Source organism: Rhizobium sp. CF080 (assembly GCF_000282095.2).
In the GTDB taxonomy this organism is placed as follows: Bacteria; Pseudomonadota; Alphaproteobacteria; order Rhizobiales; family Rhizobiaceae; genus Neorhizobium.
The window spans coordinates 170,823-188,233 of sequence record NZ_AKKC02000014.1 but is presented as its reverse complement, the minus strand read 5'-3'; the positions used below and the strand labels follow the sequence as shown (position 1 = coordinate 188,233).

The window sequence follows — 17,411 nt, the reverse complement described above, 5'->3', positions numbered from 1 at the left end:
CAGGGACTATGCAATTCCGGCAGGCGAGCCAAACGCCTGATTACGACATGCCGAGAGCCAGCCCGCGACGGTCATCAGAATGGCCGCGCGCGTATTGGGCGGAGGGATAGTTACGCACTCCCTCTTGCGTCGCCCTCCTCCGGCAGGATCGGCCTGCCTCGGTGGAAGACGATTTCCTGCTGCGGGAACGGGATCTCGATCCCCTCCTCCTTGAACCGCTTGAGAATGGCGATCCTCAGATTGTTGCGGATCCTCAGGCCCTCGCCCATGTCGGCCAGATGGAACCGCAATTCGAAATTGAGCGAAGAGGCGCCGAAGGTCAGGAACTCCACATGCGGTTCCGGATTGCGCAATACTTCCGGTACCTGATCGACCAGCTCCAGAAGGATATCCATCACCTTCTGTGGATCGCTGTGGGAACTCACCGCGACGGGCACTTCCGAACGCCCGATCTTGTTGCGATGCGTCCAGTTGCCGACCGGCGAGTTGATCAGGTCGGAATTCGGCACGATGATCGATTGCTTGCGGAACGTCTCGATCTCGGTGGCGCGCACCGAGATGCGTTTGACGATGCCTTCCGTCGCCCCGGTCACCACATGGTCGCCCACCTTGAACGGCCGCTCGACGAGCAGGATCAGCCCGGACACGAAGTTCGACACGATATTCTGGAGGCCGAAACCGATACCGACCGACAGGGCGGACGCGACCAGCGCGAAGCTCGACAGGTCGATGCCGGCGGCCGAAACGCCGACGATCACCGCAAGCCCGATGCCGAGATAGCCGATACCGGTCTTGACCGAATTGCGGACGCCGAGGTCGACCTGGCTGCGCGCCAGCACATTGCCGTCGATCCACTTCTGCACCCAGCGCGTGACGATGAAGCCAAGGCCGAAAAGCAGAATGCCGCCGAGAATGCCGACGATCGAGATCGAGATGTTACCGATCCGAATCTGCGTGAAGAAGCTGTAGATCCAGGCCTCGATATCGGCAATCTGGAACCCCCACGTCAGGAGAATGAGCGGGATCCCGAGGATCAGCGCAAAGGCATAGATGCCAAGTCCCGCGACGAGCCCCGCCTGGTCGAGCGACACCTCCCCGAATTGGAAGCGTTCGGCAAGCCGGCGGCCGACAGCCGTGTCGGTGAACGCCCCCTGTTTCGAAATCGCCCTGCCGGACAGAAGTCCGATATAGATCAGCACGATCACCGCCCCGGTCAGCACGATCTGGGTCGAAGCGAACCGTGCAAGCCCCACATATCCCGTCAGCACCGACAGGATGAGGAGCAGACCCGTCACACGAAGGAACAGCGGGAAGAAGCGTGGCCAGCGATGCCCCGGGCTTTCCGGATCCTCGCCCTCGACAAGCCGCGGCTGAATGAAGGAGATGGCGATCAGGATCAGGCCGATGATGACAGAGGCGAGCAGGCTCTTGACGATGGTCAGAACCAGCGGGGAATTGAGCGCCTCGCTGATTGCGCCGAGCAGATAGTCGAGCCCGTTGACGATCGCCATGGCGAGCACGGCAAGCGTCAGCAGGCGCGCACCGCGATTGGTGATGCGGACGAGCCGCCATTCCGGCTCACCCGGCGCCAATACGCCATAGGTGAGCTTCCAGACGAAATTGACGAACCACACGAAGCCGAAAAAGGTCACGATGATCGGCGTGATATCCGTCCTGAGCACATTGAAGCCGTCAAGGAACAGGAAGGAAGCAACCAGGAAGGCCGCCAGCGATACGGTCTGGATCACCGTCGACCAGAAGGCCACCGACAACCGCCTGATGTAGGATGGATGTTCGTGGTCGTTTCGCCGGATGAATCGCCCGAACAGCCGGTAGCCCCCGGACAGGAAGAGCATGGCCGCGCCGAGCGACAGCGCCAGCGCTCCCAATAGCTGGAGCTTCTTGAATTTCCAGACGAAACTGATCCAGCTGCTGAAGGTCGAGCCGAAGTTGCGTACCTCCGCAACCAGCGCATTGCCCGCATCGGCGAACAATTCGCCCGAAAGCTCGGTATGGCGGAAGAGCGTCTGGGTAAACAGCGTGCGGCGCAGGTTGGTGATCGTGTTGGCGACCTGGGTCGCGCTGTTGGAAAGCTGGCCGGCGTCGTCAACGATGATGTTGAGCTCCGACCGCTCGTTCAGCAGCCGGTTGCGTTCTTCGACAACCGCAGGCGCTTCCGGAGGCTGACCGGCGGCGGGCGGCTCGCCGAGACTTTTGAGGCGGGCCTGGATCTGTTCGACGCGCGTGCGCATGGCATCGGACGTGGAGCGCATTTCACCGACGATCGCTTCGGCCTGAACCCTGAGTTCCGCAAGGCGCGCATCGTCGTCGGCGTCGCTCTGTATCCGGTTGCGGAAGGAATCGAGCTGCTGGCGGATCGCGTCGATCTTGCCCTTCATGTTCGTATTGATGGAATCGACCGTGACGTCGGGCGGCACTTGCTCTTGGCGCTGTCCCTGGGCCTGCTGCTGCGCCTGCGCCATCGCATGCGACGATGAGCCAAGCTGGGCTGCGGCGATCATAAGTGCTGCGAAGACCATGCGGGCCATCCGCTGAATGGTCGAAGGGCCGGTCGTGATACGTTCTGCCAAATGTCTGCTCTTTGTCTTTCGATCGGATTCGCGCGCGAAAATAGAGTGACTTCTGGGCGAAGAAAAGGAATGGTGTAGTGCCGGGCCACGAATTGGAACAATTCGTGGAACCTGGAACATTTCCTCGCGTTTTCCCCGTCCCAACAATCCACTGAGGGTAAGTCATGGAACAAGCAGGTATCGGCTGGATCGCAGCCATCATCATCGGCGGCATTGCCGGCTGGCTCGCCGAAAAGTTCATGAAAAGCGACATGGGCTTGATCATGAACATCATCCTGGGCATTGTCGGCGCCATCATAGCCAATGCCATTCTCGGCGTCTTTGGTGTCGTGCTCGGCGGCTGGATCGGCTACCTGATTGCCGGTTTCGTCGGGGCGTGCATCCTGATTGCCGTCGCACGCATGTTCCGCCGTTAGCACTTCAAGTTTCAGAAACCGGCGCCGGGCTTGGCCAGATATTCCAGCTCGGCGGCGGTCGATTCCCGGCCGAGCAGCGCATTGCGATGCGGGAAGCGGCCGAATTCCCGGATCACCGCACGGTGACGTTCTGCATAATCCTGATAATCCGCATCACCCAGCAACGTGAAGAGTTCCACCGAACGATCCTGATCGGCGAGGGTTTCCGAATGTTCGAAGGGGAGATAGAAGAAGCCGCGCTGCTCGGGCAGGACGGCCATATCCGCGCCCGCTTCGATCGCCTGCCTCGCCTCTCGCAAAGCCAGCCAGTCCGCAGCGAAAGCCAGCGGCGAGCCGCGATAGAGATTGCGGGAGAGCTGGTCGAGGACAATCACCGCCGCGAGCCGATTTTCCGGCGACGTCCGCCACGCATCGAGCTCGCCCCGGGTGAGCGAAAGATGGGTCGCAGCGAAATGCCTGCGCATCGCCTCGTCGAGCGCATCATTCTTCTCGAACCAGTCCTTGCGGGTTAGCTCCTTGAACCAGAAGGTGAAAACTTCTTCGGGAGTCTTTATGTCGGCCTGCGCCATGGAATATCTCCTCAGTCGAGACGGAGTGTGGAGATATCCCTTCCAGTCATCCGGGCAAGGGCTTCGACGACCATATTATGATCCTCGCGCTGCGGCAGGCCGGAAACCGTCACCGCCCCGATGCAACCGATACCGGCGACCTTGATCGGGAAGCTGCCGCCATGCGGCGCGTGGTCTGCCGAGGAAATGCCGTATCGGTTTTCAACCGTGTCACCCTGGAGCTCGAGCTTCCGCCCGATCGCATAGCTGGACTGGAAAAAACGGAGCACGAGATTGCGCTTGCGGCGCACCCAGTTCTCATTGTCGGCGGTAGTGCCCGGAAGGGCCGTGTAGAAGGCCGACATCGAATGCAGCTGCACGTCGACGACGACGCTCAGGCCTCGCTCCACCGCCATATGCCGGAGCAGCGAACCGAGATCCCAGGCAGTCGTGAGATCGAACCGGTCGAAGACCAGCGCCTTCTCCTGCTCGGCGATCTTTGTCATGTCTTCTTCGATGGTCATGCATTCTCCTCCGCATTGCGGTTGCGAGGGGATTGATGACGACAAAGCGACCGAAAGTAAAGTTACTCCGCGGCGGCGAGTTCGCGGATCGGAAAGAAGGCGGCGAGTTCGTCGACGGCAAAGCCGATCCGCTGCTGCAGCGCCTCGGAGACGACGCGGTAATCGGCAAAATCGCGATCGGACGCATAGACGGCCGTCGGCAGAGTATGGGCCATGAAGAAGCCGAACAGCGGCCGAAGCTGATGTTCGACCATCAGCGCATGCCGGTCGCCGCCGCCGGTCGCGGTGATCAGGATCGGTTTGGCGCGGAGCTGTTCCGGATCGATCAGATCGATGAAATGTTTGAAGAGCCCGGGATAGCTACCCTTGTAGGTCGGCGAACCGACGATCAGGAAGTCGGCCTCGACGACATCGGCCAGCACTTTGGCGGCTGCTTCGTCAAGATCGCCCTGCCGCTGCGACTGGCCGAGAGACGGCCCGACATCGGCCAGGTCATGCACCCGGGTGTCGAACCCATAACGCTCCGCTGCGATCGAGGCGATGTGATGGACCAGCGCAAAAGTCTTGGAGGGACGATTATAGCTGCCCGCGAGACCGACAAGTTTCAGGGCCATGTAAATTCCTTTCGGCGCAATGACTTGCTCAACATTAGCGTCGATGGCGCGGCATGAAAGCAAGGAACCTGCCGCAGATATCCCCTCAGGAGAAAATCATGCTCATGGAGCGCCCTATCACGCGATGCGGGCAGGCCGCGGCGCCGTCCGAGCGATTTCGGCCACGATCGTCTCGGCAAGCGCCTTCGCCTGCACACGGATATCCGGCACCGCCGTGATCTCCCAGAACTGGCCGGCGGTGAGCGCTCCGGCGGCAAACAAGCCGGGCTGTGGCCGGCCATCCGGATCGAGAACGCGAGACTGCCCGTCGACGGAAATGCCAAGTCCAAGTTCGTCCATGGCGATCATCTCAAGGTTCCGCATCTCGGTCAGCAGCGGCGAATGGCCGATCCCGGCGCGTTCCATGCCGGTGCAGTTGACGATCCACTCGGCATGGAAGGAGGCGACGTCCTGCGTGCCGCGCCGCCTGAACCGGACGCTCGCGCCCTCGCCATCCCTGTCGATCGAGCGGAGGAAGCCGGCATGCACGGTCACCGTGCCGTCCTTCAGGAGCGCATTGAAGCGGGCGAACACCTCCGGCGCGATACGGTGGCGGTGGATGTTCCACCAGGCCAGCGCGTGCCGAAGGAAACGGGAGCGCTGGTCGGCGCTGAGACTCTGCCACAGGGCCTGGGTCTGCGGCCTCAGGCCATCGACCACGCCCCGCCAGTCGGCGCCATTCTCAGCCTGCTGGCGCAAGGCGTGAAGCAGGGCGCTGATCTCTCGCTTGTCCGGCAGGTCCGGCGCGACGGGAGCGGCACGCCGGGTCGGATGCGGATGCGGCACCAATCCGCGCCGGGACAGGACATGGATGCGGCCGCGATGGCCCTGCGCGCGCAGCGACAGGACCTGATCGATCATCGTCAGGCCGGAGCCGAAGATACAGAGTTCGTCGGTGCGGCCGACGCGCGAAAGCCAGCCCAGCCGCCAGGGATTGTCGATGATGCGGGCACTGAGGCCGGAATCGATTCGATCCTTCGGCAAAGGCAGGTCGGCATTGCCGACACCGAGCGCCAGGATGACGGTGCGGGCGCGCAGTGCGCCGGCATTGTCGAGATGGAAGACGAGCCCGTCTTGTTCGCACTGGACGCAGGCGGTCGCCTTGGCTCGGATGAAGTCCACATGCGCGCGCCGCTCGCGGGGCCTCAGCAGCGAAGCCAGCGTATCGCGCAGATACAGGCCGTAATCACCGCGCGAGGCAAAATCCTCCGGAAAGGCGGCCCTGCCCTGACGGCGCAGCCATTCGACGAAATCGTCCGGCCGATCCGGAAACACGCTCATCCGCGCCGCCGGAACATTCAGGCGGTGCAGGTAGAATTCGGTGCGATAGGCGGTGCCCCGCCCGAAACCAGGATCGTCGCCGACCACCGCGATCGAAGCGGAAGACGGCAGGAAGCGCAGGAGGTTGATGGTAAGGGCGATTGCGGAAAAACCGGAACCGACGACGGCGACATCATAGGTCATCAAGCACACACTCCTCGTCCTTGGTTGCTTTGGGCGAAAGGTTGTCCTGGAAGCCACCGGAAACATGTCTTCGATCTGTTTCCGGCAGTCGCTTCAATCTCTACCAACTTAATAGAGATTGACGAAGAGTAAAGACGTTTTCTCAAGGGCTCAGTTGCAAGCCTGTTCAGGCCGCGGCATCGTCGGCATGCCGGCACTCGGATTGGTATTGCTCGGCGTCCCCGGCGGCTGGCAATGATCTTCCTGATCGACGGTGCCGGTCGTGCTGTTGGTCGTCGTCGGATCGGTGACGCCGGGAAGCGTCGTGCCTGTCGGGACGCCGGAATTGGCGTCGGGTGTGGTCGTTGTGATACCGGGTAATGTGGTCGTGGCGCCCGTGCCGGATGTCTGGGCCAGGACGGGTGCGGCAAACAGAGAAATGGCGGAAAACGCGATGAGCTTCGTCAGCATCTGAAGGTTCCTCCGGGTTGATCGGAAGAAATAACCGGAAGGCATGCCACTTGGTTCCGCCGGCGCGTCTTCAGCCTGGCATCATCTCGTGGATCGAGGAGAGCAGCATGTCGTGCTGATAGGGTTTCGGCAGGAAGACCGTGTTGGTCGGCAGCAGCATCGGATCGAGGCTCACCACACCCGATGTGATGATGATGCCAATGCTGGGGCGGATGGCACGGATGCGCTGGGCAAGCTGAATGCCATCCATGGAGCCCGCCATGTTGACGTCGGTGAAGACGATGTCGATATCGGACCGGTTGCGGAACAGCACCATCGCTTCGTCGGCATTGCCTGCCTCCAGCACCTGGTGTCCGACCTCCTCCAGCGCGTCGAGCGTGGTGAATCGGATCAGCGGTTCATCCTCGACGACAAGGACAACGGCTTTCTGCGCCATGAACGTCTCCTTCATCCTTCGGATGCTTGCCCCATGGCCTCCGCAGGCAAAAAATCCGCGCCACAAAGCGGCATTGGGGACGTGCTCCGCCGTGAGCCCATATAGGAGACAGGTGAGTCGCGACAAGTGGAACTTGAGCCGGGCTAAAAAGCTGTTATTCGGATCGCCTGTCTTCTCCATGGGCGCCATCTGCTTCAATAATGGACAATGCCGTTTGACAGAATGAAAATCCGCTTGCCAAGTGTCCTGAAATATCCTGTACCAATCGCCACAAGATGTGACTAGACGATCAGTTTATCCTCCCACCTTCATCCACTCCCGACTCAGGTTCACACTTCATGATGGAACTCTTCACCGCAGCCGGCTTTGCGGCACTCCTCGAGGTCATCGCCATCAACCTCGTCCTTTCCGGCGACAATGCCATCGTCATCGGCCTTGCTGCAGCCGGTCTTCCTGCCGCGCTCCGCAAGAAGGCGATCCTCTTCGGCATTTCCGCAGCAACCGTACTGCGCCTCGTGTTTGCGGTGATCGCCACTTACCTTCTGGCGATCAAGGGGCTCCAGCTCGCCGGCGGACTGCTGCTGGGCTGGGTCTGCTGGAAGATGTGGAGCGAACTGCGCGAAGGCCAGGGTGACGATGCCCATGCCGCCGCCGAAGCGAAGGAAAGGGCCGCCGAAAAGACCTTTTTCCAGGCCGCCACCCAGATCGTCGTCGCCGACGTCTCCATGTCGCTCGACAATGTGCTGGCCGTCGCCGGCGCTGCCAAGGAGCATTCGACGGTGCTGATCATCGGCCTGGTCGTCTCGATCGCGCTGATGGGCGTCGCGGCCAACTTCGTCGCCAAACTCCTCTCCCGTTTCCGCTGGATCGCCTATCTTGGCCTGGCCGTCATCGTCTACGTGGCGCTGGACATGATCTATCAGGGCTCGATCGAAGTCCTCCCACTCATTCAGGGCGTATAAGGCTCCGTCAGGGGTCGACCTCGGCGCCCGTCATCGCCCCATTCGACATGCAACCAGCAAGCGGCGGTTCGATCTGCCGCTGACGCGTGAGGGGGCAAGGGGCGCCCTCAAAACTGGGTAGTGTGTTGATTTGAAACAGGAAAGTTACCCTTTCCTCACCAAGCCTTTGACATTTGTGACGTTCCCATTGATCATGTTCCCGAAGCAAAGCTACGTGGCCCCAGCCGGCATGATGCCGGTTAGGGGCTCGCGGACCCCCACTCGCAAGAGTTGGTGAGCCCCGTCCCAGTCAATGAGAACCGATCTTGAGCCACAGCCGCGACGATCATCATCACCCTCATGACAATGACCATGACGGTCATTCCCACGTCGATTGGCGCGAGCACGGCGTGAAAGTCATTCCCGGCAATTCGCTCGATCCCAACACCGCCCAGACCCCCGGCATGAACCGTGCGACTGCGATCAACAACGCTCGCGCCGGCGCCGAAAAGATCTGGGCCGGCACGGTCACCATCCATGCCAACGCCAAGACCGGCGCCCATCACCACGGCGATCTCGAAAGCATCATCTACGTGCTGAAGGGAAGAGCGCGGATGCGTTGGGGCGACAATCTCGAATTCGTGGCGGAGGCAGGCCCCGGGGATTTCATCTACGTGCCGCCTTATGTGCCGCACCAGGAGATCAATGCGAGCCCCGACGAGACGCTGGAATGCGTGCTCTGCCGTTCCGGCCAGGATCCAGTCGTGGTGAATCTCGATATCGAACCTATCGAGAAGCCTGAAGAAGTCCTGTGGAAGGACCCGATCCACAAATAGCAGCGTCTTCATGGTCGCAGGTAAGCAGACCGACAAAAGCACCGGTTCAGACCCTTGATGCTGCGATCGGCGCCAATGCCGCCGCAATCTGCCTTTACGCTCGCCGCGACTGGAGATTGACCACGGTAAGCCTCTCCTTTAGAAGGCGGCATTCCGTTCCGAAGCAAGGACTTCGGGATTTCTAACGCTCCGGAGCTGATGCGCATGGCGCTGTTTCCGCAGGACAAGCGGATGAGAGACGGACGTGAACAGGAGAGCCTCCTGTCGCGCTGGCCGGTCTTTGCCGCAGCTCTGCTGATCGCCGCCCTGTTCGGCCTGCTGTCGGGCGTCGTCAAGGACGTTCAATTCCCGCGCGGCGCCGTCTCGGCCGACAAGAGCGGCGACACCCCGCATCTGAGCAAGCGCGAGCCCTTGCGCGCCCTTGCCGCCATGGATCGCAAGGACGGAACAGGCGCCCAGTGGCATACGGGCGACGGCGCACTGGAAGCCCGCGCCATCGAGATCAGCTTCCCGATTTTCGTTTCGGCCGTCGCGTCGAAACCGTCCTCCGATCCGGCAATCTACCCGTTCTGGCACGGATCGCTGCCGCGTGCGCCGCCGGCTGGCGCGTAAGACGACCGCGCCTCATGGCGCCCGCATGATCACGAATTAAGTCCCCATGCAGATCGCCCCGCGCGCCATGGGCTCAGCAGGATTAAAAACATGAGAAACTCCCCGTGGCTGGTGACGACCTATCTCGTCATCATCTTCCTCGGCATTCTGGTGGCGCTGCCGAACGTCATTCCGCAGTCGACGCTTGACCGCCTTCCCGCCTGGCTGCCGCATAGCCGCGTCGCACTCGGCCTCGACCTGCGCGGCGGCTCGCATCTCGTCCTCGAAGTCGATCGTGCCGACCTGATCAACGAACGCGTCCAGAGCCTGCTGCAGGATGCCCGCCGCGTTCTGCGCGACAAGAACATCACGACCACGGCAATCCGGCGCACGGGCGATACCGTGACGGTCGCGCTGCGCGACGCGGCCCAGCGCGGTGCAGCCGTGACCGAGCTCCAGACGCTGGCCAACCCCGTAAACGCCGGCACGACCATCGGCGGCAGCGACCTCGCCATCACCACGCCTTCCGACAACACGATCTCGGTCGCCCAGACGGAAGCCGGCATCAATTCGCATATCACCGCCGCCGTCGATCAGTCGCTTGAAATCATCCGCCAGCGCGTCGACCAGGTGGGCGTCGCCGAACCGACCATTCAGCGCATCGGCTCGGACCGCGTTCTCGTCCAGCTTCCGGGCGAACAGGATCCGACACGCCTGCGCCAGTTGCTCGGCTCGACCGCCAAGATGAGCTTCCATCTGCTCGGCCAGCAGGGCGAGGCCGGCGTGACCATGCTCGCCGACGAGCGCGGCAACCAGTATCCGGTCCTCGACCGCGTCGAGCTTTCCGGCGACCGCCTGACCGACGCCCGCGCCGCCTTTGACCAGCAGACCAACGAGCCGGTCGTCAACTTCCGCTTCGACTCGGCCGGCGCCAACCGCTTCGCCCAGATCACCCAGCAGAATGTCGGCCGTCCCTTCGCGATCGTGCTCGACAACAAGGTGCTGAGCGCGCCGGTCATCCGCACGCCGATCACCGGCGGTTCGGGCCAGATCTCCGGCGGCTTCTCGGTCTCGGAAGCCAATACGCTCTCCGCACTGCTGCGCGCCGGTGCACTGCCTGCGAAGCTTACCGTCATCGAAGAACGCACCGTCGGCGCCGACCTGGGCGCGGACGCGATCCAGATGGGCCTCTATTCCGGCCTCGTCGGCTTCGTCCTCGTCGCCGTCTTCATTCTGGTCCTCTATGGCACCTGGGGCATTCTGGCGAACGTCGCGCTGCTGATCCACACGATCCTGACCTTCTCGGCACTGACGCTGGTCGGCGCGACGCTGACGCTGCCCGGTATCGCCGGTATCGTGCTCGGCATCGGCCTCGCCGTCGACGCCAACGTCCTGATCAACGAACGTATCCGTGAGGAGACGCGTAAAGGCCGCGGCGCCTTCGCCGCCATCGACGTCGGCTTCAACCGCGCCTATTCGACCATCGTCGACGGCAACATGACTGCGCTCATCGCCGCGGCCATCCTGTTCTACTTCGGTTCGGGCCCGGTGCGCGGCTTCGCCGTCACAATGGGTCTCGGCCTGATCATCTCGATGTTCACGTCGGTTGCCTTCGTGCGCGTCACGATGGTTGCCATTGCGCGCCGCTACAAGCTGAAGATCATCAACATCCAGTCGATGTTCCGGTTCAGCCCCTACGACAAGCACATCCAGTTCATGAAGGCACGCTTCTTCGGCGTGGCGGTCTCGGCCATCCTGTCGCTCGCCTCGGTCGGGCTGTTCTTCTATCCGGGGCTGAACTACGGCGTCGACTTCCGCGGCGGCATCCAGATGTCCGTCAAGACGCAAGGTCCCGCCGACCTCGCCAAGTTCCGCGAAGGTCTGAACACGCTCGACCTCGGCGAAATCACGCTGCAGTCCTTCGGCGATCCGAACACTATCCTGGTGCGCGCCCAGCGTCAGGAAGGCGGCGAAGAGGCCCAGACCGCCGCGGTCACCAAGCTGAAGGACGAAGTCGCCAAGATCGACTCCACCGCCACCGTCCAGGGTACCGATGTCATCGGTCCGAAGGTTTCTGGCGAACTTGCCGTTGCCGGCTTCCTGTCGGTCTTCATCGCCAGCGTCGCCATGCTGATCTATATCTGGGTGCGGTTCGAATGGCCGTTCGCGGTCGGCGCCATCGTCACCCTAGTGCTGGACGTCACCAAGCTGGTGGGTTTCTTTGCCATCACCGGCCTCGATTTCAATCTGACGGCGATCGCCGCGGTGCTGACGATGGTCGGTTATTCGGTCAACGACAAGGTCGTCGTCTACGACCGCATGCGTGAAAACATGCGGCTCTACAAGTCAATGCCGCTGCGCGAACTGATCGACAAGTCGATCAACGAAACGCTGGCTCGAAGCCTCTATACCAATGCCACCGCCTTCCTGTCGCTTCTGCCGATGGCGATCTGGGGTGGCAGCGCGGTGGAAAGCTTCGCGGTGCCGATGGCGTTCGGCATTCTCGTCGCCGGCGCATCGTCGGTGTTCATCGCGGCTCCGATCCTGCTCTTCCTCGGTGACTGGCGCAAACGCCACGCCAAGAAGGTGGAAACGGCTGCGGAAGAGGTCGAAAACGCCACCAAGGCTTGATCCGCGAACCTGAAATGCAAGGAAGGGCGGATTTTCATCCGCCCTTTTTCATTTGGCTCCGCTATAGGCTGACCATGTTCGATTTCGCCGCCTATGCGGGGCTGTTTTCCGCCGCCTTCATCGCCGCCACGATCTTTCCGATGCAGTCGGAGGCGATCCTTGTCGGCCTGATCCTGGCCGACCGGTATTCGCTTGCCGGCCTTCTGCTGGTGGCTTCCGTCGGCAACACGGCGGGTGCCGCGGTAAACTGGTTACTCGGTCGCGGCGTCGAGCGGTTCCGCGACAGCCGATGGTTTCCGGTGAGCGAGGAAAAGCTGGAAACGGCGCAGGCCTGGTATCGGAAATACGGGAAATGGTCGCTGCTGCTCAGCTGGCTGCCGATCGGCGGCGATGCGATCACGGTCGCGGCCGGCGTGCTCAGGGAGCCGCTGCCGACCTTCCTGATCCTGGTATTCGTCGGCAAGGCGCTGCGCTACGTGGTGCTCGCCGCGGCGACCCTCAGCGTGATCTGATCAGCGCCCCTGCCCCTCGTTGCCGAAATCGGCAAGCGCCTTCCAGAAATCGCCGAAGAATTGATGCGCGAAGGTTTCGAGCGAGGTGCCCGGCGGCGGCTCGTTCCAGATCTCTCCACCGGCCCGCAGTGCGCCCATCACCACGGCCGCCAGCAGCCGCATGCGCAGCCGCTCCTCGTCGCTCCGGCTCCGAGCCTTCAGCGCTTCCGTGAGCTTCACTTCGAGCTTGGCATATTTGAGCTGGTCGCGGGCCTTCAGCGCCGGCGTGCGGCGGATCAGTTCTCCGAGTGCCATCGCCCTTTCGTCAGCCGCCGAAACGAGGGCGCTGACGAGGCCGTGCTGCACGGCCTTGACCGCCGGCTCGTCGGCCGGCCTCGACGCGATCGCCGCCATCAGATGGTCGGCAAAACCGTCCTGCCAGGCGAACACGACCTCTTCCTTGGAAGGAAAATAATCGAAGAAACTGCGTTTAGAGACCTCAGCGCGTTCGGCAATCTCCTCGATCGTCGTCGTGTCGAAGCCCCGTTCGAGGAACAGGCTCATCGCCGCTTCCTCGATGCGTTCTCTGGTTTGCCGGCGCTTGACCTCTCGCCGGCCTCCCGTCGCGCCATCAGTCGTCTTGGTCATTTCACCCGGTTTTGTCTAGCTGCCCATTTCGTCGGCATTCTGGATCGGGCTGGCCTCTGCCTCGGCGCGATACCGGGAACGCTCCCGCGTCAGGTCCAGCGGCTTACGGCGGGAGATGCGATAGACAGCGGCCGGAGGCAGGTTGCGCACGGTATGGCCGATATGGACGGCCTTGAGACCGAGCCGGTCAAGGATCGGACGCGGCACGGGGCAACGCGGGCCGTAGGTAAACTGGTAGAAGGAACCGCCTGGGCGGATATAGGTAAAGGCGCCTCCGAGGATCGCTGTGATCTTGCGCGGTGACATTGAGAGCAGCGGCAGACCGCTGATGACAGCGCCGACCGGTTCGCCTTCAAAAATATCCTCGTGCGCGAGCTTGGCTGCATCCATCTGCAGAACCCGCGCTTCCGGAAACCGCCGCTGCAGGCCCGGCACGAATTCCGGCCCGTATTCGATCAGCGTCAGATCGGATTCCGCGACACCACGGGCAAGCAGCGCACGGGTGAAGACGCCGGTGCCCGGCCCAAGTTCAATGACGGGGCCGTCCATCGGCGCAATTTCCTGGGTCATCAGCTTGGCCAGCGAGTCACCGGACGGCGCCACCGCCGCAACCCGCAATGGATTGCTGATCCAGGAACGGAAGAAATGCAGGAAATCGGAGAATGCGGCATCTGCTGTCATGGTCAGAGACTCACCGGTTTGAAAATGCGTTCGAGTATTCCGCCGACCTTGACAGCCCGCATGGCAATTCCAAGGCATGGGAACCTCCGTTATGAAAAATACGCCTGTTGACGGCAATTTTGTGCAGTGCAACGTCCATATCACCACATTTAGGAAATATTTGCACCGAGTGCAAGATTGTCACGAAAATTTGCCTAGCCTTTTGGCCTAGGAGAACGGCCTGAAACCTTGCGTTTTTCTGGGGAACAACCGCCGCTTGTTCCCATTGAGCAATTTGCTGAGAGAATTTGGTCGCTTCAGGAGGGACTTATGGAAAAGCCGGTCACACAATCGGGCGAACAGAAGACGGAACTGCACCGGGTGATGGGTCCCGGATTGCTGATGCTGTTCATCGTCGGAGATATCCTCGGCACAGGTATCTATGCCCTGACCGGCCAGGTCGCCGCTCAGGTCGGCGGTGTTGTCTGGCTGCCCTTTCTCATAGCCTTCCTGGTCGCTCTCCTCACCGCTTTCAGCTATCTTGAACTGGTCACCAAATATCCGCGTGCGGCCGGCGCGGCGCTCTACACCCACAAAGCCTTCGGCATCCATTTCGTCACCTTCCTGGTGGCTTTCGCGGTGATGTCGTCGGGCATCACCTCAGCGGCGACCGCATCGCGCGCCTTCGCCTCCAACTTCGCCACCTCGCTCAGCCTCGATCTCGGCGCCTGGGGTGTGCCTTTCATCGCGGTCGGCTTCATCGCCCTGGTGGCTGCCATCAATTTTCGGGGCGTCGGGGAAAGCGTCAAGATGAACGTGGTCCTGACCGTCGTCGAACTGACCGGCCTGCTGATCATCATCGGCATCGGCTTCTGGGCAATCGCCGGCGGCCAGGGTGATGTCTCGCGCGCCTGGACGTTTGCGGCACCGGACGGCGGCGTTTTCTGGCCGGTGATCGCCGCCACCACCCTCGCCTTCTTCGCCATGGTCGGTTTCGAGGATTCGGTCAACATGGCCGAGGAATGCAAGGAGCCGAGCCGGATGTTCCCGAAAGTGCTGCTGACCGGACTTGGCGTCACCGGCCTCATCTATGTCCTAGTGGCAATTTCGGCAATCACGCTTGTGCCGGCCAATGAACTCGGCCAGGGCGAGACCCCGCTCCTGAAGGTCGTGCAGGCCGGCGCGCCGGACTTCCCGATCGGCATATTTGCCGTCATCACCATGTTCGCAGTGGCCAATTCCGCACTGATCAACATGATGATGGCAAGCCGACTGATCTACGGCATGAGCCGCGAGGGCGTGCTGCCCCAGGTGCTTGGCAAGGTCCATTTAGGCCGCCGCACGCCCTATATCGCGATCGGCTTCACGTCGCTGCTTGCGGTCGGCCTGATCCTTTTTGCCGGTGGCGTCCCGGCGCTCGGCGGCACCACGGCGCTGCTGCTTCTCTGCGTCTTCGCGATCGTCAACGTCGCAGTGCTGGTCCTGCGCAAGGACACGGTCGAGCACAAGCATTTTCGCACACCGACCATCCTGCCGGTGCTGGGTGCCATCTCCTGCACATTCCTCGCCGGCCCCTGGACCGGCCGCGATCCGGTCCAGTATCTGATCGCCGCCTGCCTGCTCGGCCTCGGCGTCGTGCTCTGGGTCGCAACGGTCAGCATCATGCGGACATCGAACCAGCCCGCCTGAGCTTCAGGCCCGGAGACGGACCGCAAGCCGCCCGTCCTCGCCGATATGCGGCACCAGATCGAGATAGCCGGGTATTTTCGAATGCTCGGTCGCGATCGGATGGGAATGGGTGGCGGTGATCACCATCACGTCGGCGCCGGCCGCCTCGCCCGCCTGGATGCCGGCCGGCACGTCCTCGAACACCAGAACATCAGACGGGCTGAAGCCGAGCCGCTCCGAGCCAAGGATATAGCCCTGCGGATTGGGCTTGCCGACGGTCACGTCTTCGGCGGTCACCATATAGCGCGGCAAGGGAATGCCGGCTGCTGCAAGCCGGACTTTGGCAAGCTCGATCGGCGACGACGTGACGATCGCCCAGCGTTCTGGCGGCAGCGCGGACAGAAACTCCACCGCGCCCGGGATCGGCACGACGCCTTCGACGTCCTCGATCTCGCCGCGCAGGATGCCTTCCGCCTCGATGACGGGATCGACGCCTGGCAGATTCAGCGCCCCGATCGTGTCGATGCCGCGCTTGCCGTGCATGGTCGGCAGGAATTTTTCCACGTCGAGCCCCATCTTCGCCGCCCAGCGGCCCCAGACGCGTTCGGCAGACGCGATCGAATTCAGGATCGTGCCGTCCATATCGAACAGGAAGGCGGCATAGGTCTTTTCGGGAAGAGAGATTTCGGCATCGGGAAGGGCCACAGAGAGTTCCTTTGTCGTCAGGCTCCGACTCAGAGGGATATGGCCGGAAACGTTGCCCTTCCGAGTAATGGCTCTGATGCCGGAAGGCAATTCTCCGTGAGCGAATGCAGCCCGCCGTCGCTATTTCGTTCGCGAGTGCATGAACTGGGAAAGGGCAACGCCGAGCGCGATGCCCACGGCAACGCCGATGCCGATATTGTCGAAAACGGCTGTTCCGAGCAGCGTACCAAGCCCGACGCCGACGGCTATTCCTGTCGCAATGGTCATGGCACGACCATTGCGCCTTCAGATGGCGAGAGTTTGTCGAGCGTCCTTGTCTTCCCGCATCGAAGCGATAGAACTTGGCGACCAAGCCGGACAGGGAGGGTGTTTTGGCCGAAATTTCCGTAAGGCACGCGGATCTTGCCGATCGCGGCGTGCTGATCACCGGCGGCGGCTCCGGCATCGGCGCCGCATTGGTAGAAGGCTTTGCGGCCCAGGGTGCCAAGGTCGCATTCATCGATATTGCGGACGAGCCGAGCCTCGAACTGGTGGAACGGCTGTCCAAGACCGCCCGCCATCGGGTCCTCTACCTCAAGGCCGATCTGCGCAATGTGGCCGACACGAAAGCCGCCGTCGACAAGGCGGCGCAAGAATTCGGGACGCTTTCGGTTCTGGTCAACAATGCCGGATGGGACGACCGCCACGAATTCGAGACGGTGACCGAAGAGTACTGGGACAACGCCCAGGCCATCAACATCAAGCAGATGTTCTTCGTATCGCAGGCGGCGGTCCCTCACCTGCGGCAGGCCGACGGCGGCGCGATCGTCAATTTCTCGTCGATTGCCTACCTGCTCAACATGGGCGGACTTCCCGCCTACGCGACGGCCAAGGCCGGGATTATCGGCCTGACGAAGAGCCTCGCCGGAAAGCTCGGGCCGGAAAACATCCGTGTCAACGCCATCCTGCCCGGCATGATCGTCACCGAACGGCAGAAAAAGCTCTGGCTGAACGACGACAGCATCACGGCGATGGTCGCGCGCCAGTCCCTCAAGCGGGTGCTGGTGGCCGAAGACCTGGTCGGTCCCTGCCTGTTCCTCGCCTCGGATGCATCCGCGGCCATGACGGCCCAGACGATGATCATCGACGGCGGTGCCCTCTAGACACAAAAATACCGCG

General features: G+C 62.1%; 19 protein-coding genes. 8 read left to right on the top strand and 11 right to left on the bottom strand.

The window, feature by feature from the left end:
* Positions 1–110: 110 nt before the first annotated feature.
* Positions 111–2,591, bottom strand: coding sequence for a mechanosensitive ion channel domain-containing protein (locus PMI07_RS26645; protein ID WP_245277239.1), 2,481 nt, complete (start codon positions 2,589–2,591; stop codon positions 111–113).
* A 164-nt stretch (positions 2,592–2,755) separates the two neighbouring features.
* Between PMI07_RS26645 and PMI07_RS26640 the strand changes: the two genes are divergently transcribed.
* Positions 2,756–3,007: a GlsB/YeaQ/YmgE family stress response membrane protein gene (locus tag PMI07_RS26640; RefSeq protein WP_007752709.1), complete on the top strand. Its 252-nt coding sequence runs from the start codon at positions 2,756–2,758 to the stop codon at positions 3,005–3,007.
* An 11-nt stretch (positions 3,008–3,018) separates the two neighbouring features.
* Here the strand turns inward: PMI07_RS26640 and PMI07_RS26635 are convergent, their stop codons facing one another.
* From PMI07_RS26635 to PMI07_RS26610, 6 genes are all read right to left on the bottom strand, one after another.
* A complete protein-coding gene (locus PMI07_RS26635; protein WP_007752710.1) occupies positions 3,019–3,576 on the bottom strand; it encodes a DUF924 family protein in 558 nt (185 codons plus the stop codon).
* A gap of 11 nt (positions 3,577–3,587) precedes the next feature.
* Positions 3,588–4,079, bottom strand: coding sequence for a heme-degrading domain-containing protein (locus PMI07_RS26630; protein WP_007752711.1), 492 nt, complete (start codon positions 4,077–4,079; stop codon positions 3,588–3,590).
* Positions 4,080–4,141: 62 nt separating this feature from the next.
* Positions 4,142–4,693 carry an FMN reductase gene (msuE, locus tag PMI07_RS26625; protein WP_007752712.1) on the bottom strand — a complete coding sequence of 184 codons (552 nt, stop codon included), beginning with the start codon at positions 4,691–4,693 and terminating at the stop codon, positions 4,142–4,144.
* 117 nt (positions 4,694–4,810) lie between these two features.
* Positions 4,811–6,196 (bottom strand): FAD/NAD(P)-binding protein, encoded by a 1,386-nt coding sequence (locus tag PMI07_RS26620; RefSeq protein ID WP_007752713.1) that lies wholly within the window; start codon positions 6,194–6,196, stop codon positions 4,811–4,813.
* A gap of 150 nt (positions 6,197–6,346) precedes the next feature.
* Entirely contained in the window at positions 6,347–6,646 is a 300-nt protein-coding gene (locus PMI07_RS26615; RefSeq protein WP_007752714.1) for a hypothetical protein, read from the bottom strand.
* Positions 6,647–6,716: 70 nt separating this feature from the next.
* Positions 6,717–7,082: a response regulator gene (locus tag PMI07_RS26610; RefSeq protein ID WP_007752715.1), complete on the bottom strand. Its 366-nt coding sequence runs from the start codon at positions 7,080–7,082 to the stop codon at positions 6,717–6,719.
* Positions 7,083–7,423: 341 nt separating this feature from the next.
* Between PMI07_RS26610 and PMI07_RS26605 the strand changes: the two genes are divergently transcribed.
* The 5 genes from PMI07_RS26605 to PMI07_RS26585 all read left to right on the top strand — a co-directional run bounded on the left by PMI07_RS26605 (position 7,424) and on the right by PMI07_RS26585 (position 12,593).
* Complete coding sequence (locus tag PMI07_RS26605; protein WP_037088477.1) at positions 7,424–8,044, top strand: YjbE family putative metal transport protein; 621 nt, start codon at positions 7,424–7,426, stop codon at positions 8,042–8,044.
* A 305-nt stretch (positions 8,045–8,349) separates the two neighbouring features.
* The gene (locus tag PMI07_RS26600) at positions 8,350–8,859 is read left to right on the top strand and encodes a cupin domain-containing protein (RefSeq protein ID WP_037088440.1); all 510 of its coding nucleotides are present in this window, start codon (positions 8,350–8,352) and stop codon (positions 8,857–8,859) included.
* A gap of 231 nt (positions 8,860–9,090) precedes the next feature.
* Entirely contained in the window at positions 9,091–9,471 is a 381-nt protein-coding gene (locus tag PMI07_RS26595; protein ID WP_155956651.1) for a hypothetical protein, read from the top strand.
* Between the two features lie 90 nt (positions 9,472–9,561).
* Positions 9,562–12,081, top strand: a complete 2,520-nt coding sequence (gene secD, locus PMI07_RS26590) for a protein translocase subunit SecD (RefSeq protein ID WP_007752725.1) — start codon at positions 9,562–9,564, stop codon at positions 12,079–12,081.
* 74 nt (positions 12,082–12,155) lie between these two features.
* The gene (locus PMI07_RS26585; RefSeq protein WP_007752727.1) at positions 12,156–12,593 is read left to right on the top strand and encodes a YqaA family protein; all 438 of its coding nucleotides are present in this window, start codon (positions 12,156–12,158) and stop codon (positions 12,591–12,593) included.
* Here PMI07_RS26585 and PMI07_RS26580 read toward each other — a convergent pair whose 3' ends face one another.
* Positions 12,594–13,220, bottom strand: a complete 627-nt coding sequence (locus PMI07_RS26580) for a TetR family transcriptional regulator (protein ID WP_037088438.1) — start codon at positions 13,218–13,220, stop codon at positions 12,594–12,596. It abuts the gene before it with no gap.
* 15 nt (positions 13,221–13,235) lie between these two features.
* The gene (locus PMI07_RS26575) at positions 13,236–13,901 is read right to left on the bottom strand and encodes a methyltransferase domain-containing protein (protein WP_007752734.1); all 666 of its coding nucleotides are present in this window, start codon (positions 13,899–13,901) and stop codon (positions 13,236–13,238) included.
* Positions 13,902–14,210: 309 nt separating this feature from the next.
* Between PMI07_RS26575 and PMI07_RS26570 the strand changes: the two genes are divergently transcribed.
* The gene (locus PMI07_RS26570; RefSeq protein ID WP_007752736.1) at positions 14,211–15,569 is read left to right on the top strand and encodes an APC family permease; all 1,359 of its coding nucleotides are present in this window, start codon (positions 14,211–14,213) and stop codon (positions 15,567–15,569) included.
* 3 nt (positions 15,570–15,572) lie between these two features.
* Here PMI07_RS26570 and PMI07_RS26565 read toward each other — a convergent pair whose 3' ends face one another.
* Entirely contained in the window at positions 15,573–16,253 is a 681-nt protein-coding gene (locus tag PMI07_RS26565) for an HAD-IA family hydrolase (protein WP_007752739.1), read from the bottom strand.
* Positions 16,254–16,373: 120 nt separating this feature from the next.
* On the bottom strand, positions 16,374–16,520 hold the full coding sequence (locus PMI07_RS35125; protein ID WP_007752741.1) for a hypothetical protein: 147 nt from the start codon (positions 16,518–16,520) through the stop codon (positions 16,374–16,376).
* A gap of 104 nt (positions 16,521–16,624) precedes the next feature.
* Between PMI07_RS35125 and PMI07_RS26560 the strand changes: the two genes are divergently transcribed.
* Positions 16,625–17,395 carry an SDR family oxidoreductase gene (locus tag PMI07_RS26560; protein ID WP_007752743.1) on the top strand — a complete coding sequence of 257 codons (771 nt, stop codon included), beginning with the start codon at positions 16,625–16,627 and terminating at the stop codon, positions 17,393–17,395.
* The last annotated feature ends 16 nt before the right edge of the window (positions 17,396–17,411 follow it).

What these genes read in the sequence shown, in the direction of transcription:
- PMI07_RS26580 (WP_037088438.1), bottom strand. Translation starts at nt 13,220, where the DNA reads ATGACCAAGACGACTGATGGCGCGACGGGAGGCCGGCGAGAGGTCAAG.
- PMI07_RS26620 (WP_007752713.1), bottom strand. Translation starts at nt 6,196, where the DNA reads ATGACCTATGATGTCGCCGTCGTCGGTTCCGGTTTTTCCGCAATCGCC.
- PMI07_RS26635 (WP_007752710.1), bottom strand. Translation starts at nt 3,576, where the DNA reads ATGGCGCAGGCCGACATAAAGACTCCCGAAGAAGTTTTCACCTTCTGG.
- secD (WP_007752725.1), top strand. Translation starts at nt 9,562, where the DNA reads ATGAGAAACTCCCCGTGGCTGGTGACGACCTATCTCGTCATCATCTTC.
- PMI07_RS26630 (WP_007752711.1), bottom strand. Translation starts at nt 4,079, where the DNA reads ATGACCATCGAAGAAGACATGACAAAGATCGCCGAGCAGGAGAAGGCG.
- PMI07_RS26640 (WP_007752709.1), top strand. Translation starts at nt 2,756, where the DNA reads ATGGAACAAGCAGGTATCGGCTGGATCGCAGCCATCATCATCGGCGGC.
- PMI07_RS26610 (WP_007752715.1), bottom strand. Translation starts at nt 7,082, where the DNA reads ATGGCGCAGAAAGCCGTTGTCCTTGTCGTCGAGGATGAACCGCTGATC.
- PMI07_RS26585 (WP_007752727.1), top strand. Translation starts at nt 12,156, where the DNA reads ATGTTCGATTTCGCCGCCTATGCGGGGCTGTTTTCCGCCGCCTTCATC.
- PMI07_RS26605 (WP_037088477.1), top strand. Translation starts at nt 7,424, where the DNA reads ATGGAACTCTTCACCGCAGCCGGCTTTGCGGCACTCCTCGAGGTCATC.
- PMI07_RS26575 (WP_007752734.1), bottom strand. Translation starts at nt 13,901, where the DNA reads ATGACAGCAGATGCCGCATTCTCCGATTTCCTGCATTTCTTCCGTTCC.
- PMI07_RS26595 (WP_155956651.1), top strand. Translation starts at nt 9,091, where the DNA reads ATGAGAGACGGACGTGAACAGGAGAGCCTCCTGTCGCGCTGGCCGGTC.
- msuE (WP_007752712.1), bottom strand. Translation starts at nt 4,693, where the DNA reads ATGGCCCTGAAACTTGTCGGTCTCGCGGGCAGCTATAATCGTCCCTCC.
- PMI07_RS26615 (WP_007752714.1), bottom strand. Translation starts at nt 6,646, where the DNA reads ATGCTGACGAAGCTCATCGCGTTTTCCGCCATTTCTCTGTTTGCCGCA.
- PMI07_RS26570 (WP_007752736.1), top strand. Translation starts at nt 14,211, where the DNA reads ATGGAAAAGCCGGTCACACAATCGGGCGAACAGAAGACGGAACTGCAC.
- PMI07_RS35125 (WP_007752741.1), bottom strand. Translation starts at nt 16,520, where the DNA reads ATGACCATTGCGACAGGAATAGCCGTCGGCGTCGGGCTTGGTACGCTG.